This window comes from Pseudomonas sp. T1.Ur (assembly GCF_023516725.1).
Classification (GTDB): Bacteria; Pseudomonadota; Gammaproteobacteria; order Pseudomonadales; family Pseudomonadaceae; genus Aquipseudomonas; species Aquipseudomonas alvandae.
Genome location: NZ_JAMGSN010000001.1, coordinates 2,076,379 through 2,097,803 on the forward strand (window position 1 = coordinate 2,076,379; position 21,425 = coordinate 2,097,803).

Consider the following 21,425-nt stretch of genomic DNA (forward strand, 5'->3'; position numbering starts at 1 on the left):
CAGACAAGGAGAACAACATGGAACAGACATGGCGTTGGTTTGGCCCCAAAGACCCGATTTCCCTGGCGGACGTTCGCCAGACCGGTGCGACCGGCATCGTCACCGCGCTGCATGAGATTCCCAATGGCGAGGTGTGGCCGGTGGAGGCCATCGCGGCGCGCAAAGCGATGATCGAAGCGGCCGGCCTGAGCTGGTCGGTGGTGGAAAGCATCCCGGTGCATGAAGACATCAAGCGCGGCTGCGGGCGGCGCGACGAGTACATCGCCAACTACCAGCAAAGCGTGCGCAACTTGGCGAGCTGCGGCATCGATATCGTCTGCTACAACTTCATGCCGGTGCTGGATTGGACCCGCACCGACTTGTTCCATGAGCTGGCGGACGGTGGCTGGGCGTTGCGTTTCGATCAGACCGCGTTTGCCGCCTTCGACCTGTTCATACTCCAGCGCCCCGGTGCCCAGGCCGAATACAGCGCCGAGGATATCCAGCAGGCCAAGGCCTATGTCGAGCAATTGACGCCGGTCGCGCGCGAAACCCTGGTCAATACGTTGATCGCGGGTTTGCCCGGCGCCGAAGAACACTACAGCCTGGATAACTTCCGCGACCTGCTGGGCACCTACGCCGACATCGACGAGGCCAAGCTGCGTGAACACCTGGGCTACTTCTTGCGCGCGGTGATCCCGGTGGCGGAGGAGGTGGGCGTGCGCATGGCGATCCACCCGGACGACCCGCCTCGGGCACTGCTTGGCTTGCCACGCATCCTGTCCACCGCCGAGGACGCGCAATGGCTGCTGGATGCGGCGCCGAGCCCGGCCAATGGCCTGACGTTCTGCACCGGTTCCTATGGCGTGCGCGAAGACAACGACCTGGTGGCGATGGCCAAGCAATTTGCGCCATTCATCTATTTCACCCACCTGCGCTCGACCCGCCGGGAAGCCGACCCGCGCAGCTTCCATGAGGCGCATCATCTGGACGGCGACGTGGACATGGTCGGGGTCATCAGCGCCTTGGTGGCTGAAGAACGCCGGCGCGAACGCGAAGGCGGCCCGCGGTTGCCGCTGCGTCCGGACCACGGGCATCAACTGCTCGACGACCAGCAGCGCAAGAGCAATCCCGGTTACTCGCTCATCGGTCGCCTCAAGGGCCTGGCGGAAATCCGTGGCGTGGAACTGGCGGTGCGCCAGCAACTGCAGCAGACGGCACATTAACCTTGTGGCTAGGGAGCAAGCTCTGTAGGAGCTGGCGAAGCCTGCGATCTTTTGATCTTGATCTTGATCTTTCGCTCACGACTCAACGAGCAGGTTAAAGATCGCAGCCTCGTTGCACTCGGCAGCTCCTACGCAGCTCTGTAGGAGCTGGCGAAGCCTGCGATCTTTTGATCTTGATCTTGATCTTTCGCTCACGACTCAACGAGCAGGGTAAAGATCGCAGCCTCGTTGCACTCGGCAGCTCCTACGGGGCTCTGTAGGAGCTGGCGAAGCCTGCGATCTTTTGATCTTGATCTTGATCTTGATCTTTCGCTCACGACTCAACGAGCAGGTTAAAGATCGCAGCCTCGTTGCACTCGGCAGCTCCTACGCAGCTCCTACGGGGCGCAACCCAGCGGGAGCAAGCTCCCTCGCCGCAGAAGCCAATCCTTGGGCTCAGTCGCTGTTGTCTTCCGGTTCCAGTGCTTGCAGCCAGCGGTTCTCCGAACGGCTCAGGTGCTGGCGCATCGAGGTCTGGGCACCGAGCACGTCCTTGCTGGCGACGGCGTGCAGGATCGCCTCATGCTCGACGACGGCGGCTTCCCAGGTCAGGGCGTTTTCCGAGTGCTTGCTCAGGTGAGCGGAGAGGGGGGTGTGTCGTTCATCAAAGAGGGCGGTGATGATTCGGACCAGGGCAGAGTTGCCGGTCATTTTTGCCAGGCGCTGATGGAACTTGCGGTCGTCCTCCAGCGGCGGCAGGCCGTTGGCAATGCTTGCGCGCATGGCGTCGATGCATTCCTGCAGGTAGCGGTGGTCGCTTTTCTTGCCATGCAAACAGGCCAGGATCACCGACTCACCTTCGATCAACGCACGGGCCTGCATCAGCTCGGAAGGGCTCTCGCCCAAGGTCATGGCCTGGCTTTTTCCGTCCTTGGACCTGGCTCGTACGTACACACCGGAACCCATCTTGATCTCGATGTCGCCGTCTATTTCCAAGGCGATCAGCGCTTCACGCAGCGACGGCCTGGAAACCCCCAGCAGTTGGGTCAGGTCGCGCTCGGGAGGAAGCCTGGAGCCCGCTTTGAAATCCCCTTGGGCAATGTAGCTGCGCAGTTGATCGGCGATTTTCTGATACGGCTTGCGTTCGGTGGCGTTGATCGGTGAAACCATGGGTGGCGTCCATCGGAGAATGGGCCAAGGCTACCATAGGCGCCTGATTGTGGGAGCGAGCTTGCTCCCACAGGAAAAGGGTAGCAATGACGCCGTCTCACATCACCGCGCCGATCTGCCAGGGCAGGAATTCGTTATCGCCCAAGCCGTTCTCCTCACTGCACGTGCGACGTCCGGAAGCGGTCTCCAGCATCAGCCGAAACAACCGCTCCCCGGCCTGCGCCACCGACTCCACACCATCGACGATACCGCCGGCATTGAAGTCCATGTCCAACTCCATGCGCTGAAACAGCCGGGTGTTCGTGGCGATCTTCAAGGATGGCGTGGGTTTGCACCCATAGGTCGAACCGCGACCTGTCGTGAAGCAGATGAGATTCGCGCCGCCCGCCACCTGGCCGGTCGCCGACACCGGGTCGTAGCCAGGTGTATCCATGAACACCAACCCTGGGGCATCGACCGGTTCGGCGTACTGGTAGACGCCCATCAGTCCGCTCGCACCGGCTTTCGCCACCGCGCCCAGGGATTTTTCCAGGATGGTCGTGATGCCCCCAGCCTTGTTGCCCGGAGATGGGTTGTTGTTCATGTCGCCGTCGTTGTGGCGAACGTAGGCTTCCCACCAATGGATTCGCTCCATCAGTTTTTCCGCAATTTCGACGGACGCGGCGCGGGCCGTCAGCAAGTGTTCGGCTCCGTAGATCTCAGGTGTTTCCGAAAGAATCGCGGTGCCGCCCTGTTGCACCAGCAGGTCCACGGCGGCGCCAAGCGCCGGGTTGGCCGTGATGCCCGAGTAACCATCCGAGCCGCCGCATTGCAAGCCGACGCATAAATGGCTGGCGGCAACGGTCGCCCGCCGGCATTGGTTGATGAGGGGCAGCATCGCTTCGACATGGGCGATGCCGCGTTGCACGGTTTCGCGGGTACCGCCTTCCTCCTGGATGACCAGGCTGGTCTTGAGCGCAGCGGGGCGATTCCCCAGTTCATTCATCAACGGCGTGAGCTGGTTGACCTCGCAACCGAGTCCGATCAGCAGCACACCGGCAAAATTGGCGTGGTCGGCATAGCCGCGCAAGGTGCGTTTGAGGATGTCGATACCTTCGCCCTTGGCGCCCATGCCACAGCCGCTGCCATGGGTGATTGCAACGACGCCGTCGACGTTGGGGAAGTCTTTCAAGCGCTCGGCAGAGAAGGCGTTGGCGATCTGCTTGCAGACGGTGGCCGAGCAATTGACGCTGGAGACGACGCCGATGTAGTTGCGGGTGGCGACGCGCCCGTCATCACGCACGTAGCCTTCGAACGTAGCGGGATGGGGGCTGAGCGACGTGGGTACGTAGACGTTTCGTACGCTGTGTCCGGCGTTGCTGGCGGGCATGTCCAGGTTATGCACGTGGACGTGCTCACCGGGTTCGATGCCTTGGGTCGCCTCGCCGATGACCTGCCCGTACTTGAGCACGCGCTGGCCGGCCAACACTTTGCGCAGGGCGATCTTGTGGCCAGATGGGATGGTTTGCCGAGCGGTCAGTGTAATGCCGTCGGCGCTCACCGCCTGGCCTTCGACGATATCGCCCCGGGCCACCGCGACGTCATCGCCGGGTGCCAGGACAAGCAAAGAAGAAGCTGGGTTCATGCTGCGTCCTCCGATTCCTAGCACTCGATGATGGCCTTGACGACGCCTTGCTTGGGGTCGAGCAAGGTGGCGAACGAGTCGGGCACGTCGGCCAGCGCCAGTCGGTGGGTGTTCAGGGCAGCATCGGGAATCAACCCGTCGCGCAAGCATTGCTCGACGTGCCGGAAGTCTTCCCGGGTGGCGTTGCGGCTGCCCATCAGCGTGGCTTCACGCTTATGGAATTCAGGGTCGGAGAAGGTGATGGAATCCCGCACCACGGAAATCATCACGTAGGTGCCGCCGTGGGCGATGAACTCGAACCCGCGCTCCATCGCCCGGGCATTGCCGGTGGCGTCGAATACCACGTCGAAAAAATCATTTCCGGTCAGTTCGGCCAGGGCTAGCTTGTCGCCTTCGCCGATTTGCACCGCCGCGTGGATGTCCAGGTGTTCCTTGCAGAACGACAAGCGATCCTCGCGGGTGTCCAGCACGGTGACTTTCGCCCCGCGCAGGCTGGCGAAGATCGCCGCGGCCATGCCGATCGGGCCAGTGCCGACCACCAAGGCGTTTTGCCCTGCCTGGATACTGGAGCGACGCACGGCATGAGCGCCGATCGAGAGGAATTCGATCATCGCTGCCTGATCAAGGGAAACCCCCTCGGCCTTGTGCACGAATTGATGGGGAACACTGAGGTATTGGGTGAAGGCACCGTCGCAGTGAACCCCCAGCACCTGGATCCGCGTGCAACAGTTGGTCTTTGCTTGGCGGCAGGCAATGCAGGATCCGCAAGACAAATAGGGCATCACATAGACGACGTCACCCACCGCCAGCTCGCTGGCATCGTCGGTGGCGTCCACGGTCCCGGAGAATTCGTGGCCCATCACGCGTGGGTATTCGAGATACGGTTGATTGCCGGTGTAGATGTGCAGGTCGGTGCCGCAGACCCCGACGCGCTTGACCCGGATGAGGATTTCTCCCGGTTTCCTGAGGGGTTTTTCACGTTCGAGGGCGGTTAATGAACCGGGTTCGTTGCAGATGACCGTCAGCATGGTGAGGCTCCTTGGCGTGCCTGCAGGCAATGCGTGAGCGCAGGCGGGAGGAGGGTTTGGGCGCACGGCTGCTGGAACCGAGGCGCTGTTTTTTATAATGGGCGGCAGCGATGTACCGCTGATGCCGATTCGAAACTACGCGCCAAAAAAAATATTGGCAAGACCAATCGTTAAAAAAATAGATTGGACTGACCAATAGTCGTGAGCGCGAGCCAACTCGCCTCCACACGGTGGAATCAGATTCCGGATCGTCGCGAAATTCCCTGTGGGAGCGAGCTTGCTCGCGATGGCGATCTTAGACATGACATGGATGCAAGCTGAACCACCGCTATCGCGAGCAAGCTCGCTCCCACAATAGTCCTGCGCTGAATGCAAAGCTCATGGACACCCAAGATCTCTGTGGGAGCGAGCTTGCTCGCGAAAGCGGTGGATCAGTTTGCAGTGATGGTGGATGTGCTGACGTCTTCATCGGATCGCCGCCCGGAGCAAGCTCGCTCCCACAATAGTCCTGCGCTGAATGCAAAGCTCATGGACACCCAAGATTTCTGTGGGAGCGAGCTTGCTCGCGAAAGCGGTGGATCAGTTTGCAGTGATGGTGGATGTGCTGACGTCTTCATCGGATCGCCGCCCGGAGCACGCTAGCTCCCACAATAGTCCTGCGCTGAATGCAAAGCTCATGGACACCCAGGATCTCTGTGGGAGCGAGCTTGCTCGCGAAAGCGGTGGATCAGCTTGCAGTGATGGTGGATGTGCCGACGTCTTCGTCGGATCGCCGCCCGGAGCAAGCTCGCTCCCACAAAGTTTTGGTAGGTCAGTGACCGTGGATCGTCACGCGATTGCGCCCGGTTTTCTTCGACGTGTACAACGCCTGGTCGGCCCGGGCGATCAGTTCGGCGTGGTCGTTTGCCGGCACGCTAAGGTCGGCCACGCCCAGGCTGATGGTGAAACGGATGTCCTGGCCGTTGTATTGCACCAACAGCTGCTCGACAGCCTGGCGCAGGCGCTCGGCGAAAATCCGTGCGCCGGCCTGGTCGGTGTCTGACAGCACCACACCGAACTCCTCTCCGCCGTAACGCCCGGGCACGTCGGACTCGCGCGCATGCTCGCGCAGCAGTTGGGCGAGCTGCTCGATGACTTTGTCGCCCGCCTGGTGGCCGTAGGTATCGTTGACGTGCTTGAAGTGGTCGATGTCCAGCATCACCAGGCTCAACGCATTGCCGTAGCGCTGGTGCCGGGCGTAGGCGGCTTTCAGGCTGCCTTCCCAATGGCCGCGGTTGTACAGGCCGGTCAGGCGATCGGTGCTGGAGAGCAATTGCAGTTGGGCATTGGCGGCCTGGATCTGATGGCGATTGGTGGCGACGTCGGTGACGTCGTAGATCACCAGGCAGATGTGGTTGATGCGGTTGTCCGGCGAGCGCAGCGGCAGCAGCGTGGTGTTCTGGTACATGAACTCTTCCTGGCCGGTGATCGGCTGGTAGCTCTTGAAGCGCATCAAGTACGGCCGCTGCTCCCAGACCGTGAACGCGGGGGTGCCGAGGGTCGCGACGCTTTCCACCTTGCGGCTGAACCACTGGCGGTCGATTTCCGGGAACAGGCTGAAGAAGTTCCGGTTCTGGGCGTCCTTGGGCTGAACGCCGGAGCGGTTCTCCATGAAGGTGTTCCAGACTTGCACGCGGTACTCGCGATCGAGCACCACCACGCCGACGTCGATGCTCTGAACGATGGCCAGCAACCAGTGGAATTCGTTCAGATCGATGGATTCGTTCATGGCTCAGTTCATCAGGTAGGCGAGTTTGTGGGTCAGCCGCTCGATGGAGTCCTCCGTGAACAGCAGCAACAGATCGAACCGGATATTCTGCCCCTCCAGGCTATAGCTGATTTCCACCGCCAAGGTCTTTTTCCAACGGACGCGGTTCGCCTGGATCAGTTCTTCGATAGCCGCATGCTGGCCAAGAATCTGCGGATGCCCTTGGGAAAAAATCACGTCGATCTGCTCGGCAATGCTGCTCAGGCATGCGCCGATCAGGATGCTCGACAGGTCCACCAACATTTCCAGATCAGAGTAATCGACGCTCTGGCGCTGCATCAGTTGCGCGATATCGCCAATCTCCGAATCGTGGAAGATCAGCAGGGCTTCGCCGGCGATGCCGCTGCCGATAAAGCCCTGGCAGATGGCCGTGAGTTGCTGGGAGCTGCCGACATCGTTCAAGGCCATGTGCAATTCGCCCACCTCGAGAACGTTGACGTTCGGCACTGGCAGTTGCACGAAGACCCCCAGCACCTTGGCAATCAGCGCCGCTGCCTGGCCGATGGCAACGTTGACCGTTTCGCGAAACGCGTCCTGGAAGCTGATGGCCGCGTTCGATGCCGGCCGGTTCTGCAGCGGCGCCTTGCCGGGTTGGGTCAGCAGTCCCAACCGGTTGAGTGTCTGGCGCAGTTCGTTTTCGTCGAACGGTTTTTTCAGGAAGGCCAAGGCGCCCAGTTCATGGACGCGGCGCACGGCCTCGTCCTGGACGTCCCCTGATATCACGATGACTTGCGCCGTGAGGCCTTCGGCGCGCAAGGCGCCCAGCACTTGATATCCGTCCATCTCCGGCATGGTCAGGTCGAGCAACACGACGTGCCCCAATCCCTGGCGTATGGCATCCATGGCCTGCCGGCCGTTGGCGGCCTCGGTGACCGCAACCGGCCAGTCTTGCGGCAGCGCGCGCAGCACTTGCTTGCGCGCCATGGTGGAGTCGTCACACACAACCAGAGGGATCAACGGCACTGGCATGCCCAACGACGTTCAACGACGGGGAAGGTCCTTCGTACTTCACTCATAGGCGGCAGTGGCCCTCTGATTAACGAACGGGATGCTGTCTTGGCGTCTTTTAAAAACTGGACCATTAAGTCAAAGGCGTCAAATGCACTTCGTCATTTAACGCAATCGTGTCGGGCTCACGCCAAGACGCTGCTTGAACGTCGTTGCCATGTGCGCCTGCGAACTGAAGCCGCAAGCGTGGGCGATTTCTGCGAGGGTCGCCGAGGAGTCACGTATCAGTGCCCGGGCCTTGGCCAGGCGCCGGTCGATCAGGTAGCCGTGGGGGCTGTTACCGGTCGCGATCTTGAAGGCCCGCATGAAATACCCTTCGGATAACCCCAGCAGTTGCGCCATGACCTGTACGCCCAGCGGTTGGTCGAGGCCGGCATCGATGAACTCATCCAGCAGACGCATGCGGCTGTCGGTGATAGAGCCTTGGGGCCGTGCCGACAGGGCGTTGACCGACGTTGCGCGTTCAGCCAGCGCGAGGGCCCAGGCTTCCCAGTCATCGTCGATCGAGCCGAGCAGCAGCGCGCGACGCATGCGTTGCGCGAGGGCGATGGCGCGCGGGTCGATGCGATTGTTGAAGGCTCGATCGCCCGCCAACACGACGCCGTCGGTGCGCGTCACCCGCAGGTATTCACCGCCATGGGCCGACTCCGAGTACACATCACACTGGGCCGGGACGAACGCCAGGCCGTTGGGCATCGCATTGAAAGGCAGTACCCGATCGCTGCCGATGGCGTGCTGGCCGCGCTGGCTGTCGAAGGCAAAGCCGATCGCCGCCTCGGTCGCGACGTATCGAGCCGCGTAGGCGCTGCCGGGGAGCAATTCGATCAGCCACGGGCCGGCCTCGATGCGACGGGTCGATTCAGTCGGGCGCGGTGGCTGCGGGCGGTTTCGATGGCTCATGGTGTCCATAGTAGTGAAGCGGCGGCATAAAAGTCAGGTCGGTTTTTTGAAAGCCTGGGTCCGGCGTCTCTGACTAGACTGGCCGAAACTCAAGGAGCCCCACCATGCATCCACTCACGCTCGACGATATTGAACAAGCAGCTCGCCAGGTCTACCAGGTCATGCCCGCCACGGCCCAGTACGCCTGGCCGTTGCTGGCCCAGCGCCTCGGTTGCACGGTGTGGGTCAAGCATGAAAACCACACCCCGACGGGCGCGTTCAAGGTACGTGGCGGCATTACCTTCATGCAGTGGCTCAAGCGCGAGTATCCGCAAGCGAAAGGGATTGTCACCGCGACCCGCGGCAACCATGGCCAGAGCCAGGCGCTGGCGGCGAGCGCTGCGGGGCTGCGGGCGCTGATCGTGGTGCCGGAGGGCAATTCGATCGAGAAGAACGAGGCCATGCGTGGCTTCGGCGGCGAAGTGATCGAATACGGGCGCGATTTCGATGAGGCTCGGGAAGAAGCGGCACGCCTGGCGCAAAGCCAGGGACTCTATCTCGTACCGCCGTTTCACCCCGAGCTGGTCAAGGGCGTCGCCACCTATGCGCTGGAGTTGTTCAAGGCCGCGCCTGACCTGGACACCGTCTACGTGCCCATCGGCTGTGGCTCGGGAATCTGCGCGGTGATCGCCGCCCGCGATGCCCTGGGCTTGCGGACCGAAATCGTGGGTGTGGTGTCCACCGAGGCGATGGCGGCGAAATTATCCTTCGAAACCGGGGAAATCCACGAAACGGACTCAGCCAACACCTTTGCCGACGGCCTGGCCGTGCGCAAGCCGATTCCAGAAGCCTTCGCCATCTACAGCGCCGGGGCGGCACGGATCGTGGCGGTCAACGATGAGGAAATTGCCGAGGCCATGCGCGTCTATTACACCGACACCCACAATCTGGCCGAAGGTGCTGGCGCGGCGGCGTTGGCGGCGCTTATTCAGGAGCGGGGGAGGATGGAGGGGAAAAAGGTCGGGGTGATTCTGTCTGGTGGCAATGTCGACAGGTCGGTGTATGCGCGGGTGATCGGGTAGCGGCGGTGTGGCAAGTTATCGAAACAACGGTTGGTTTGATTGTGACTGAATCTTAATTTGGTCATAAGTTGTCAACCCTCCCATGGATGCGTAAGCTGCCCCCATGAACCCGCCATCGATAGCACCGCCCAGCGCCCGCGGCCCAGCCGATCACGAAATTCGTGACCAGATCATCGCGGCTGCCCACGAACATTTCAGCCAGTACGGCTTCGGCAAGACCACGGTTTCCGACCTGGCCAAGGCCATCGGTTTTTCCAAAGCGTACATCTACAAGTTCTTCGACTCAAAGCAGGCCATTGGCGAAGCCATCTGCTCCAATTGTCTGTCGACGATCGTCGACGCCGTGGACAAGGCCATCAATGAAGAGGGGATTTCGGCGACCGAGCGTTTTCGTCGGCTGGTCAAGACCTTGGTGGTTACCGGGGTGAGCCTGTTCTTCAACGATCGGAAGCTCTACGACATCGCGGCCTTCTCGGCTTCGGAACGCTGGCCCAGCTCCCGCGTCTACGACGCCAGGATCAAGGGGTTCGTGTTGCAGATCATTCGCGAGGGCCGTGAGCTCGGTGAGTTTGAACGCCGCACGCCACTGGACGAAACCGTGGATGCCATCCACTTGACCCTGCGGCCTTTCGTCAATCCATTGCTGCTGCAGCACAGCCTGGACTTCGTCGAAGAGGGTCCTGCGCTGACCGCCAATCTCATTTTGCGCAGCCTGATGCCCTGAGGCTTCGACTGACGGCGCGTCCATGCGATCCTGAAGCAGATCGAGCAGAAACGTGACCATTTTGTCTACTGGTCACGCTTGTAGCTACGGATTCGCTCTCAAGACTGTTTGCAGTCAGGACGCTGGTGCACTCAGCGAGTCGCCAGCGGACCTTCCCCCGGCGACTGCCAGCCACCGCCAAGCGCCCTGAATGCCGCGACCGCTGCCCGTGCCGATTCCGTTCGCGCCTGCGCCCGGGTGTCGGAGGTGCGCAATAGCGTCTCGTCGGCGTTAAGCACATCGATCAAGCTCGCGGTGCCTTTTTGATAGGCGACGAAGGATGACTGGCGGGCCTCGCTCAAGGATGTTTCGCCTTGCGCCAGGGTGGTTGCCTGGGCTTCGCGATTGACCAGGGCGCTGAGCGCATTTTCGACGTCTTCGGTGGCGCGCAGCACGGATTGGCGATAGGCCGCCAGCGCTTCGGCTTCCTGTCCCTTGGCCTGGTCGATCTGGGCATTGATGCGGCCAAAATCGAACAGCCTCCAACGCAGGCCCAGCACGCCCGCCGACTGGCTGGCGCCGCCGCTGAACAGGTTACCGCTCGATACTGCCGTGGCGCTGCCGAGCAGGGCGCTCAGGGAGAACTTCGGATAGTACTCGGCGACGGCTTCGCCGATGCGTGCATTGGAAGCCGCCAGGTGGCGCTCGGCGACGATGAGGTCTGGCCGGCGGCGCAGCAGGTCCGCAGGGGTTCCCATGGCAGTTATTTGCGGCGCAAGGGGAATCTCGCGGCGCTCGGCCAGTTGTGGTCGATGAGTGCCGGGCGGCGTGCCGAGCATGACATCCAGGGCGTTCATTGCTGCATCCAATCCTGTCCGCAGTACCGGTATCGTTGCCTGGACTTGAGCCAATTGCCCCTCGGCCTGGCGAACCTGATAGCTGGCGGCAAGGCCCTTGCTGTAGAGCAACTGGACTTTTTCCAGCAGGTCTTGCTGCGTGCTGACCTGTCGGTTGGCAATGTCCAGCCGGGCCTGCAATCCACGAACCGTGATGTAGGTATCGGCGACTTGCGCGGCAACGGCCAGTCGTGTGGCGACAGCGCCGGCCTCGGATGCCTGGTAATCGGCCAGCGCCGCTTCGCGTCCGCGCCGCAGGCCACCAAAGGCGTCTATCTCCCAACTGGCACCGAGGTTGAGCTCGTAGGAACTTCCGTATCGATCATAGCCAGGCGTGGAATCCAGCACCTGGCCGAGCGGCGTCTCGACCGATTGGTAGGCGCGCGCGGCTTGGCCGTTGAGGTTGCCCGAGGGCAGCAAAGCAGCGTTCGCTGCACCCAGTCCCGCCCGGGCCTGCGTCACCCGCGCCGACGCCTGTGCCAAGTCCAGGTTCTGTTCAAGCGCCTTGACGACGAAGCCCGCGAGCATGGGGTCGCCAAAACTATCCCACCAGGCAATCAACTCGGCCTGGCTGGTCGAGGACCGCTGTTCGACCGAAGGTTGGCCCAGGTACCGACTTGAAAGCGGGGCGGCCGGACGATGGTAGTCCGGGCCGACTGCGCAACCTGCCATCAAGCAGGTGCTCAGTAGAAGCGCAAGTGGGCGGAGGGGAGGCATGGCGTTTCCTTGGGGGACGTGAATTGTGACCATATTACGGTATGGTCACATCCTGTCAATCAGGCTCGTTAAGGCGTTCAACGGGATTCAGGATGATAGAGGTCCGGTAGCAAAGGGGGGCTTGAAGAGAACAGAAATTGACTGGTGTGTGACGATTGACAGAAATGGTCACGAGAATGAGAATACGCTTTCCATCAGTCCGTTCAAGAAGGGACCCTATGCTCCGGCGTCGACCTGTCACCCTTGCCGCTTGCCTGTTGCCTCTCGTCCTGACGGCGTGTGGCGAGTCATCCACCGAGAAAGATCCTCGTACGGCGGCGCCCTTGGTGAGGGTGGCCGAAGTATTGGGCTCCCCCGAGATCTCACGTTCCTTCACCGGCGTAGTCACGGCCAGGGTCCAGAGCGACCTCGGTTTCCGTGTGTCGGGCAAGGTGCTGGAACGCCTGGTCGATACCGGCCAGACCGTCAAGCGCGGGCAACCGCTGATGCGCCTGGACCCTATCGACCTCGGCCTGCAGGCGCGGGCCCAGGAAGAGGCTGTCGCCGCCGCCCGGGCCAGGGCCAAGCAGACCGCCGACGATGAGGCTCGTTATCGGGAACTGGTCGCCGCAGGCGCCATCTCCGCCTCGGGTTACGACCAGATCAAGGCCGCCGCCGACACCGCAAAAGCGCAACTCAGCGCGGCCCAGGCCCAGGCCGATGTGGCCCGCAATGCCTCCGGCTACGCCGTGCTGCTCGCCGACGCCGATGGCGTGGTGATGGAGACATTGGCCGAGCCGGGGCAAGTCGTGTCTCCGGGACAGATCGTGGTTCGACTGGCGCGGGCCGGGCAACGTGAAGCCGTTGTGCAATTGCCCGAGACGCTGCGGCCCGCCCCGGGGGCCACTGCGCAGGCAACGCTGTATGGCAACGCTTCGCAAGTGGTCAGCGCGAAGTTGCGGTTGCTGTCGGATTCCGCCGACCGCGTAACGCGTACCTTCGAGGCGCGGTATGTGTTGGAGGGCGCGTTGGGCAATGCGCCGCTGGGTTCGACCGTCACGCTTCGGATCGCCGCGGGCGCTCGGCAAGGGCAGGTGCTGCAAGTGCCGATTGCCGCCGTGCACGATGCGGGCAAGGGCACCGGCGTCTGGGTCATCACGGGCGAGCCGGCGAAAGTCGCCTGGCGCCCCGTCCAGGTCCTCGGCTTGAGCGACGATGCCGCGCAGGTCTCCGGCGACTTGAGAATGGGTGAACGGATCGTCGCGCTGGGCACGCATCTGTTGCACGAAGGCGAGGCGGTGAATGTGGCTCCTCCGGGCGACGTCAAGGTTGCGGGGAACCACCCATGAGCTTCAATCTGTCGGCGCTCGCCGTTCGCGAGCGCTCCATCACCGTTTTCCTGTTGTTCCTGATCGCCGTCGCGGGCGTCCTCGCGTTTTTCCAATTGGGCCGCGCCGAGGACCCACCGTTCACGGTCAAGCAACTGACGGTCATCACGGCCTGGCCGGGCGCGACGGCCCAGGAGATGCAGGACCAAGTCGCCGAACCGCTGGAAAAACGCCTGCAAGAATTGAAGTGGTACGACCGCACGGAAACCTACACCCGCCCCGGACTTGCCTTCACCATGGTGTCGCTGGTCGACCGCACGCCACCGTCGCAGGTGCAGGAAGAGTTCTACCAGGCGCGCAAGAAGCTGGCTGACGAGGCGATCAAGCTGCCGGCGGGCGTCATCGGGCCGATGGTCAACGACGAGTTTGCCGACGTGACCTTCGCGCTGTTCGCGCTGAAAGCCAAGGGCGAGCCGCAGCGCTTGCTGGTGCGCGATGCCGAGGCGTTGCGCCAACGGTTGCTGCACGTACCGGGCGTGAAGAAGGTCAACATCATTGGCGAGCAGGCCGAACGGATCTTCGTGTCGTTTTCCCATGATCGCCTGGCGACCCTCGGTGTTTCGCCCCAGGACATTTTTGCCGCCCTCAACAGCCAGAACATGCTCACACCCGCCGGCTCCATCGAAACCGCCGGGCCGCAGGTTTTCCTGCGCCTGGACGGCGCCTTCGACAGGCTGCAGAAGATTCGCGACACGCCGGTCACGGTCCAGGGGCGCTCGCTGAAACTGTCCGACGTGGCCACCGTCGAGCGCGGTTATGAAGACCCGGCCTCATTCCTGGTGCGCAGCGGCGGCGAAGAGGCGCTGCTGCTCGGCGTCATCATGCGCGAGGGCTGGAACGGCCTGGACCTGGGCAAGGCGCTGGACGCCGAGACGGGCAAAATCAACGAGGGCATGCCGCTGGGCATGACCCTGAGCAAAGTCACCGATCAGTCGGTGAACATCGACTCGGCGGTCGGCGAGTTCATGGTCAAGTTCTTCGTCGCGCTGCTGGTGGTGATGATCGTCTGCTTCCTCAGCATGGGCTGGCGCGTCGGTGTGGTGGTGGCGGCGGCTGTGCCGTTGACGTTGGCCGTGGTGTTCGTGGTCATGGCTGCCACTGGCAAGAATTTCGACCGCATCACCCTCGGCTCACTGATCCTCGCGCTCGGGTTGCTGGTGGACGACGCGATCATCGCCATCGAGATGATGGTGGTGAAAATGGAGGAGGGCTACGACCGGATCAAGGCCTCCGCCTATGCCTGGAGCCACACGGCCGCGCCGATGCTCTCCGGCACGCTGGTGACCGCCATCGGCTTCATGCCTAACGGTTTCGCGCAATCGACCGCCGGCGAGTACACCAGCAACATGTTCTGGATCGTCGGCATTGCCCTGATCGCTTCCTGGGTGGTCGCGGTAGCCTTCACGCCGTACCTGGGCGTGAAACTGTTGCCCGACATCAAGCAGGTCGAAGGCGGCCATGCGGCCATCTACAACACTCGCCATTACAACCGCTTCCGCCAGGTGCTGACGCGGGTCATCGCGCGCAAATGGTGGGTGGCCGGTACGGTGATCGCGACATTCGTGGTGGCGATCCTCGGCATGGGCCTGGTCAAGAAACAGTTTTTCCCGACTTCGGACCGGCCGGAGGTGCTGGTGGAAGTGCAGATGCCGTACGGCACCTCCATCGAGCAGACGAGCACCACCACCGCCAAGGTCGAGGCCTGGCTGCATCAGCAGGAAGAGGCTCGGATCGTCACGGCTTATATTGGCCAAGGCGCGCCGCGTTTCTACCTGGCGATGGCGCCGGAACTCCCCGATCCGTCGTTTGCGAAGATTGTCGTGCTGACGGACAGCCAGGAGGCGCGCGAAGCCCTCAAGTTCCGCCTCCGCCAAGCGATCGCCGATGGGCTCGCGCCCGAGGCGCGGGTGCGGGTGACGCAACTGGTGTTTGGCCCGTACTCACCGTTCCCGGTGGCGTATCGGGTGATGGGGCCCGACCCTTCGAAGCTGCGCGAGATCGCCAGCCAGGTCCAGGGCATCATGCAGGCGAGCCCGCTGATGAGGACCGTCAACACCGACTGGGGACCCTTGGTGCCGACCCTGCATTTCAACCTGGACCAGGACCGCTTGCAGGCCGTGGGACTGACCTCCAGCGCGGTCGCCCAGCAGTTGCAATTCCTGCTCACCGGCGTGCCGATCACGGCGGTTCGCGAGGACATCCGCTCGGTGCAGGTGGTCGGCCGCGCAGCGGGGGACATCCGCCTCGATCCGGCCAAGATCGAAGGCTTCACCCTGGTGGGCGCGACGGGCCAGCGTGTTCCGCTGTCCCAGGTCGGCGAAGTCGATGTGCGCATGGAGGACCCGATCCTGCGTCGTCGTGATCGCACCCCGACCATGACCGTGCGCGGCGACATCGCCGAGGGCTTGCAACCACCGGACGTCTCCAGCGCCATCATCAAGCAATTGCAGCCGGTCATTGACAGCCTGCCCGCCGGTTACCGGATCGAGCAGGCGGGCGCGATCGAGGAGTCGGGCAAGGCCGGCAAGGCCATCGTGCCGCTGGTGCCGATCATGGTCGCCATGACGTTGCTGATCATCATCCTGCAGGTCCGTTCGATCTCGGCCATGATCATGGTGTTCATGACCGCACCGCTGGGGCTGATCGGCGTGGTGCCGACGTTGCTGATCTTCAACCAGCCCTTCGGTATCAACGCGCTGGTCGGCCTGATCGCTTTGTCGGGGATCCTGATGCGCAATACGCTGATCCTGATCGGGCAAATCCATCACAATGCCAGCGAAGGCCTCGATCCGTTCCACGCGGTGATCGAAGCCACGGTGCAGCGGGCGCGACCGGTGTTGCTCACCGCGCTGGCGGCGATCCTGGCGTTCATTCCGCTGACGCATTCGGTGTTCTGGGGCACGCTGGCCTACACCCTGATTGGCGGCACGTTCGTCGGCACCATCATGACGCTGGTGTTCCTGCCAGCGATGTATTCCATCTGGTTCAAGATCCGTCCTGATACGAAGAGGGCTTCATGAAAAATCGAGAAGGTCAAAAACGCATCGTCGTCACCGGCGTTGGCATGGTCGGACCGCTGGGCTGCGTTGTCGAAGAGGTCTGGAAGCGGTTGCTGGCCGGGCATTCCGGCATTCGCAACCTGTCCGGCGATGTCACCGAAGGCACCGGCGTCGCCGTGGGCGGGCAGGTGCCAACGTTGGAAGAGGATGGCATCGCCGGTTACGACCCGGAGCGCCTTATCGCGCCCAAGGATCGCAAGAAGATGGACCGATTTATCGAGTTCGCCCTGGTGGCGGCTCACGAAGCCCTGGAGCAGGCGGGCTGGCATCCGGTCGAAGCCGTCGATCAGGAACGGACCGCCACGATCATCTCCTCGGGCGTCGGTGGTTTCGCCACGATTGCCGATGCGGTGCGCACCACGGATGCGCGCGGTCCGCGACGGTTGTCGCCGTTCACCGCGCCGGCTTTCCTGGCCAACATGGCGGCCGGGCAGGTCTCCATCCGGCATGGTTTCAAAGGCCCGCTCGGTGCACCCGTTACCGCTTGCGCTGCCGGCGTACAAGCCATTGGCGATGCCGCCCGGCTGATCAAGAGTGGCGAGGCCGACATTGCCATCTGCGGCGGCACCGAGGCCGCGATCGACCGCGTGACCCTGGGTTGTTTCGCGGCGGCGCGGGCGTTGTCCACGGGATTTGCCGAGCGTCCGCAAGAGGCCTCGCGGCCGTTCGACCGGGATCGAGACGGTTTCGTCATGGCCGAAGGTGCCGGGTTGCTGGTGATCGAGTCGCTGGAACACGCACTGGCCCGTGGCGCCAAGCCCCTGGCCGAGCTGGTCGGTTACGGTACCAGCGCCGATGCCTATCACCTGACCGCTGGTCCCGAGGATGGCAACGGCGCCCGCCGCGCCATGGAACAGGCGCTGCGCCAGGCCGATGTCAGTCCCGCCGAGGTGCAGCACATCAACGCCCATGCGACGTCTACCCAGGTCGGCGATGCCGGTGAGCTGGCGGCGATTCGTGCGATTTTTGGTCCGGACGGCGGCGCGGGCAGCGGTGTGGCGATCACGTCCACCAAATCCGCCACCGGCCACTTGTTGGGCGCGGCGGGCGGCATCGAAGCGATCTTCACGGTCCTGGCGCTTCGTGACCAGGTCGTGCCACCGACCTTGAACCTGAACCATCCCGATGAGGCGGCCAACGGGCTCGATCTGGTTGGCTTGAAGGCGCGGAAAATGCCGATCACCCATGCGCTGTCCAATGGGTTCGGCTTCGGTGGCGTCAACGCCAGCGTGTTGTTCCGTCGCTGGGAAGACTGACGCCGCGTCAGCGACGCCGCAAGAACAGGCCCAGCGCGACCAGGCAGGTCAACGCCTGGATCGCGCCCAGCGTGGTGATGGGCGCAAAGCTCAATACGGAAGCGAGCCAGGTGGTCAACGCTGCTGCACCCATGGAGAGAAAACCCAGCAGCGCCGAGGCCATCCCGGCCTCGTTGCCGAAAGGTCCCATGGTGATCGCCGTGCCCAGCGGATTCGCCAACCCCATCCCCCAGAGGAACGTCACCATCGAAACGGCATACCAGCCGAGGCCCGGATGGGCCGGCCCGACGATGAGCAGCCCTCCGCCGACCATGGCGCAGGTAATCCCCAGCAACGCAATGTTCCGCGGGCCATAGCGGTGGGCCAGGCGCGGTGCGGCCATGCCGGCGGCGAACACGACGAACACCGTCGAGGCGAAATAAAGGCCGGCCTGCACCGAGGTCAGGCCGATGCCTTTCATGAGAATGGCCGGGGCGGCGGCAAAAGAGGCGAACAAGCCGCTGAGCAACAGGCTCATCGACAGGGCAGGGAGGATGAAGCGCTTGTCCGTCGCCAGCCTTGCGTAGGCGCGCAGGACGCTGCCGGTGGAATGCGGCGCCCGGCGGTCGGCCGGATGGGTTTCGCCAAGATCGCGAACGTAGAAGAACGCCAGCACCACGGCGGCCAACCCCACCAGGATGAAGATGGCGCGCCATCCGAGCGTGACGGACAGGACGCTGCCGGCCAGCGGCGAAAAACCTGGCGCAGCGGCCGTGGCAACCATGGTCAATGACAGGGCGCGGGCCAAGGTCTCGCCTTCGAAGAGGTCCCGAGCGATGGCGCGCGACAGCACCGAGGCCGCGCACACGCCCAATGCCTGGACGACGCGTCCGGCGATCATGACATCGAGCGTGGTGGCGAATCCTGCGATGACGGTGCCGACGATAAATACCAAGAGTCCGCCCAGCACCAGTTTCCGCCGTCCATAACGATCGGCCAGCGGCCCGACCACCAACTGGCCCAGGGCAAACGTGACGAAGTAACTGGAGAGCGTCAGGCCCAGTTCCCGGGCAGTCACGCCGAGGTCGTCGCCGATGACCGGGAACGCCGGGAGGATGATATTGGTGGAGAGCATGCCGATGGCCGCGAGGCCGGCGAGCAACGCGACGATTCGGCCGGTCAGGGCTGGACTCGATGCGTGTGGCTGCGCGTCTGCAATCGCTGATGCAGTTCCAGTTTCCATGGATTAATCCCCTTGGCCGGTTTTTGTCTGGCTTATGATGATCGTAATATGACGATCGTCATCCGATGCGTCAAGGTCAAAAGAGGATTCAGGAGGATGGTGCGATGAAGGGAATTATGGGCGGGGCAGAGAGGTGCTTGTACGGTGTGAAATGACTCGGTCGACGCTTGTGGGCGCCGACCGAGCCAGGGGTTTTACCAGCGGAAGTTGACGGAGGTCACCAATTCACGCTCGTCGCCGTAGCGGCAGGTGGATGCTTCACAGTAGACGTATTTTTTATTCGTCACGTTGTTGGCGTTGAGGGCGATATCCCAGTTCTTGTCGATCTGATAGCTCGCCATTGCATCGAACAGCGTGTAGGCGGGTAGTTGGGAATCGATAAGCGAGGCCTGGGTAGTTCCTTTGTAGCGAGCTCCACCACCCACCTTCAGTTGTGGCACGCCGAAGAGGGCAAAGTTGTAGTCAGCCCAAAGAGCCGCCTGATGGTAAGGCGTATCCTCGCTGCGTTGGCCTACCTCGCTTTGAACCTGGCTTTTGGTGATACGCGCATCGGTATAAGCGTACGACGCGATGACCGTCAGTTGAGGCGTGACGTCGGCCTTGGCTTCCAATTCCAAACCACGAGAACGCTGTTCGCCAATCTGCTGGGGATTGCCCCCAGCCTGGTCGCGTTTCACGACATTTTCCTGTGTTAGCTCATAGACCGCTGCGCTGAGCAATATATTGCTGCCAGGGGGTTGGTAGCGGATGCCGACTTCGTACTGCTTGCCTTCGGTAGGATCGAAGGTCTGGTCCGTTGCTTCAGCCACTGCGACCGGGAAGAACGATTCGCTATAGCTGATGTAAGGGGCCAGGCCGTTATCTGCTTGATACACCAGGCCGGTGCGCCAGGTGGTGGCTTCGTCGTCCCGGCTCTCCTTCAGCCCCGTCCTGAACGCTTCCTGATCCTGATCCGCCCAGTCGTGGCGGCCACCTAGCAGCAACAGCCAGTGATCGTCGAACTTGATCTGGTCTTGCAGGTAGATGCCTTTCTGGAAGGTGTCGATCTGCGAACCGCGATCATTTATCCGGGACTTGTTCACGACGACCGGCTGCCCGTAGTTGTAGTCACCAATATTGATAGAGGTCGAGTTCGCCCGGAAATTATGTGAATCGTAAGACGCGTCATAGGTGTCGGCACCCACCAGGAAGGTGTTTTCAATACCGCCAATGTTCCAACGCGTCTCGATGTTGGTGTCGCTGGCCAACGCCCGGGAGCGCTCGCGCCGGTCACTGTACTGACGGCGGAGGACGCCGGTATTGGCTGCTCCGTTGACGGCAACTGTGCTGGTTTGTGCCTGCATGTACTTCCACTTCACATCCGCTTCGTAGTAACGCAGCTTGTTGCTGATACGGGTGTGTTCGTCAAACCGGTGTTCGAACTCATAACCGATGGCGGACATCTCGCCGTTCATGTCGTCGTAGTCGGGTTCGCCGATGAAATCGTGGCGGCCAATGGTGAACGGCCCTTTGCCCACGCCTTTGACCAATTGGTAGGGCAGTGGGGCGGAGAAGCGCGTGTCGCTCTTCTGGTAGAACGAGAGCAGGGTCAGCGAGGTGTCTTCATCGGGGCGCCAGGTCAGGGCTGGGGCAATGTAGAGCTTGTCGTCGTTGATGTAGTCCTGCTGGGTGTCGCTGTCACGCTTGAGCATGGTCAGGCGGTAGCTGAGGACATCGCTGTCGCCGAGCGGGCCGCTGAAATCGGCGGTCAGTTGCTTGCGATCGTGGTTGCCGTATTGCAGCCCCAGTTCATGGAGCGGGGTTTCGGTCGGTCGTTTGCTGACACCGTTGACGAAGCCGCCAGGCGACAGTTGGCCGTACAGCACCGAAGCCGCGCCACGGACAACTTCCACGCGTTCCAGGCCAAAGGGTTCCTGGACGCCGTCATAAGAGTTGTATTGCAGGCGCATGCCGTCGCGCAGCGAGCCGCCAGTGGCGGACTCGACGTCGAAGCCACGCATGCGGAACCGGTCGGCCGTGCGGTTGAAGCTGCTCGGTTGGCTAGTGAAGCCCGGGGTGTAGCTGAGGGCGTCCGCCAGGGTGTCGGACTTGCGATCGCGCATTTCATCAGCGGTGACCACGGACACCGATTGCGGCGTTTCGGTAATGGCCGCGTTGGACTTGGTGGCGCTGCCGTTGCGCAGGGCGACCTTGCCGGTCAGCGGCGCCGTCGGATTTTCCACGGCGGCGGCATTGATGTTGATTTCGCCCAACTGAAGAGGGGCGTTGGCGGCGGCCTCTTCCTGTGCGGCAATCGCCTGGGCTGAAAAGATGCTCCCCAAGGCCAGGGCCAGAGTGCTCAGGTGAAAAGCCGGGTGACGCGAGACGTAACGTTTATCGGTGCCAACTGTTGTTTTTCTTTCGAGCATCGAGGAGGTCCTTGG

General features: G+C 62.5%; 15 protein-coding genes. 6 read left to right on the top strand and 9 right to left on the bottom strand.

Annotation, left to right across the window (positions count from 1 at the left end):
- Positions 1–17 precede the first annotated feature (17 nt).
- Positions 18–1,205 carry a mannonate dehydratase gene (gene uxuA, locus M8Q45_RS09570; protein ID WP_249874499.1) on the top strand — a complete coding sequence of 396 codons (1,188 nt, stop codon included), beginning with the start codon at positions 18–20 and terminating at the stop codon, positions 1,203–1,205.
- A gap of 435 nt (positions 1,206–1,640) precedes the next feature.
- On the opposite strand, the gene M8Q45_RS09575 is transcribed toward uxuA, so the two are convergent.
- The 6 genes from M8Q45_RS09575 to M8Q45_RS09600 form a co-directional block, all read right to left on the bottom strand.
- Complete coding sequence (locus M8Q45_RS09575; RefSeq protein ID WP_249874500.1) at positions 1,641–2,354, bottom strand: FadR/GntR family transcriptional regulator; 714 nt, start codon at positions 2,352–2,354, stop codon at positions 1,641–1,643.
- A 97-nt stretch (positions 2,355–2,451) separates the two neighbouring features.
- Positions 2,452–3,978, bottom strand: a complete 1,527-nt coding sequence (locus M8Q45_RS09580; RefSeq protein ID WP_249874501.1) for a UxaA family hydrolase — start codon at positions 3,976–3,978, stop codon at positions 2,452–2,454.
- Between the two features lie 17 nt (positions 3,979–3,995).
- The gene (locus M8Q45_RS09585; RefSeq protein ID WP_249874502.1) at positions 3,996–5,006 is read right to left on the bottom strand and encodes a zinc-binding alcohol dehydrogenase family protein; all 1,011 of its coding nucleotides are present in this window, start codon (positions 5,004–5,006) and stop codon (positions 3,996–3,998) included.
- Positions 5,007–5,817: 811 nt separating this feature from the next.
- Positions 5,818–6,774, bottom strand: coding sequence for a sensor domain-containing diguanylate cyclase (locus M8Q45_RS09590; RefSeq protein ID WP_249874503.1), 957 nt, complete (start codon positions 6,772–6,774; stop codon positions 5,818–5,820).
- A gap of 3 nt (positions 6,775–6,777) precedes the next feature.
- On the bottom strand, positions 6,778–7,782 hold the full coding sequence (locus M8Q45_RS09595; protein ID WP_283939026.1) for a response regulator: 1,005 nt from the start codon (positions 7,780–7,782) through the stop codon (positions 6,778–6,780).
- 144 nt (positions 7,783–7,926) lie between these two features.
- Complete coding sequence (locus tag M8Q45_RS09600) at positions 7,927–8,721, bottom strand: helix-turn-helix transcriptional regulator (protein WP_502940255.1); 795 nt, start codon at positions 8,719–8,721, stop codon at positions 7,927–7,929.
- A 104-nt stretch (positions 8,722–8,825) separates the two neighbouring features.
- Here M8Q45_RS09600 and M8Q45_RS09605 point away from each other — a divergent pair, with 104 nt between their 5' ends.
- Together M8Q45_RS09605 and M8Q45_RS09610 are read left to right on the top strand one after the other, a co-directional pair.
- Positions 8,826–9,782, top strand: coding sequence for a threonine dehydratase (locus M8Q45_RS09605; protein ID WP_249874506.1), 957 nt, complete (start codon positions 8,826–8,828; stop codon positions 9,780–9,782).
- Between the two features lie 103 nt (positions 9,783–9,885).
- Positions 9,886–10,506, top strand: coding sequence for a TetR/AcrR family transcriptional regulator (locus tag M8Q45_RS09610; protein ID WP_249874507.1), 621 nt, complete (start codon positions 9,886–9,888; stop codon positions 10,504–10,506).
- Between the two features lie 131 nt (positions 10,507–10,637).
- On the opposite strand, the gene M8Q45_RS09615 is transcribed toward M8Q45_RS09610, so the two are convergent.
- The gene (locus M8Q45_RS09615; protein ID WP_249874508.1) at positions 10,638–12,098 is read right to left on the bottom strand and encodes an efflux transporter outer membrane subunit; all 1,461 of its coding nucleotides are present in this window, start codon (positions 12,096–12,098) and stop codon (positions 10,638–10,640) included.
- A gap of 218 nt (positions 12,099–12,316) precedes the next feature.
- On the opposite strand from M8Q45_RS09615, the gene M8Q45_RS09620 reads away from it, so the two are divergent.
- From M8Q45_RS09620 to fabF, 3 genes are read left to right on the top strand one after another with little or no spacing between them, the layout of a single operon-like run.
- Positions 12,317–13,426 carry an efflux RND transporter periplasmic adaptor subunit gene (locus M8Q45_RS09620; RefSeq protein ID WP_249874509.1) on the top strand — a complete coding sequence of 370 codons (1,110 nt, stop codon included), beginning with the start codon at positions 12,317–12,319 and terminating at the stop codon, positions 13,424–13,426.
- Positions 13,423–16,485, top strand: a complete 3,063-nt coding sequence (locus M8Q45_RS09625) for an efflux RND transporter permease subunit (RefSeq protein WP_249874510.1) — start codon at positions 13,423–13,425, stop codon at positions 16,483–16,485. The genes M8Q45_RS09620 and M8Q45_RS09625 overlap by 4 nt, the downstream gene beginning before the upstream one ends.
- A complete protein-coding gene (gene fabF, locus M8Q45_RS09630) occupies positions 16,482–17,780 on the top strand; it encodes a beta-ketoacyl-ACP synthase II (protein WP_249874511.1) in 1,299 nt (432 codons plus the stop codon). The genes M8Q45_RS09625 and fabF overlap by 4 nt, the downstream gene beginning before the upstream one ends.
- A gap of 7 nt (positions 17,781–17,787) precedes the next feature.
- Here the strand turns inward: fabF and M8Q45_RS09635 are convergent, their stop codons facing one another.
- Together M8Q45_RS09635 and M8Q45_RS09640 are read right to left on the bottom strand one after the other, a co-directional pair.
- Positions 17,788–19,002, bottom strand: a complete 1,215-nt coding sequence (locus tag M8Q45_RS09635; protein WP_249874512.1) for a multidrug effflux MFS transporter — start codon at positions 19,000–19,002, stop codon at positions 17,788–17,790.
- Positions 19,003–19,196: 194 nt separating this feature from the next.
- On the bottom strand, positions 19,197–21,410 hold the full coding sequence (locus M8Q45_RS09640; protein ID WP_249874513.1) for a TonB-dependent siderophore receptor: 2,214 nt from the start codon (positions 21,408–21,410) through the stop codon (positions 19,197–19,199).
- Positions 21,411–21,425 lie beyond the last annotated feature (15 nt).

Bases quoted from the DNA above. Each gene is read 5' to 3' on its own strand.
- uxuA (WP_249874499.1), top strand. From the start codon at position 18: ATGGAACAGACATGGCGTTGGTTTGGCCCCAAAGACCCGATTTCCCTG.
- M8Q45_RS09575 (WP_249874500.1), bottom strand. From the start codon at position 2,354: ATGGTTTCACCGATCAACGCCACCGAACGCAAGCCGTATCAGAAAATC.
- M8Q45_RS09580 (WP_249874501.1), bottom strand. From the start codon at position 3,978: ATGAACCCAGCTTCTTCTTTGCTTGTCCTGGCACCCGGCGATGACGTC.
- M8Q45_RS09585 (WP_249874502.1), bottom strand. From the start codon at position 5,006: ATGCTGACGGTCATCTGCAACGAACCCGGTTCATTAACCGCCCTCGAA.
- M8Q45_RS09590 (WP_249874503.1), bottom strand. From the start codon at position 6,774: ATGAACGAATCCATCGATCTGAACGAATTCCACTGGTTGCTGGCCATC.
- M8Q45_RS09595 (WP_283939026.1), bottom strand. From the start codon at position 7,782: ATGCCAGTGCCGTTGATCCCTCTGGTTGTGTGTGACGACTCCACCATG.
- M8Q45_RS09600 (WP_502940255.1), bottom strand. From the start codon at position 8,721: ATGAGCCATCGAAACCGCCCGCAGCCACCGCGCCCGACTGAATCGACC.
- M8Q45_RS09605 (WP_249874506.1), top strand. From the start codon at position 8,826: ATGCATCCACTCACGCTCGACGATATTGAACAAGCAGCTCGCCAGGTC.
- M8Q45_RS09610 (WP_249874507.1), top strand. From the start codon at position 9,886: ATGAACCCGCCATCGATAGCACCGCCCAGCGCCCGCGGCCCAGCCGAT.
- M8Q45_RS09615 (WP_249874508.1), bottom strand. From the start codon at position 12,098: ATGCCTCCCCTCCGCCCACTTGCGCTTCTACTGAGCACCTGCTTGATG.
- M8Q45_RS09620 (WP_249874509.1), top strand. From the start codon at position 12,317: ATGCTCCGGCGTCGACCTGTCACCCTTGCCGCTTGCCTGTTGCCTCTC.
- M8Q45_RS09625 (WP_249874510.1), top strand. From the start codon at position 13,423: ATGAGCTTCAATCTGTCGGCGCTCGCCGTTCGCGAGCGCTCCATCACC.
- fabF (WP_249874511.1), top strand. From the start codon at position 16,482: ATGAAAAATCGAGAAGGTCAAAAACGCATCGTCGTCACCGGCGTTGGC.
- M8Q45_RS09635 (WP_249874512.1), bottom strand. From the start codon at position 19,002: ATGGAAACTGGAACTGCATCAGCGATTGCAGACGCGCAGCCACACGCA.
- M8Q45_RS09640 (WP_249874513.1), bottom strand. From the start codon at position 21,410: ATGCTCGAAAGAAAAACAACAGTTGGCACCGATAAACGTTACGTCTCG.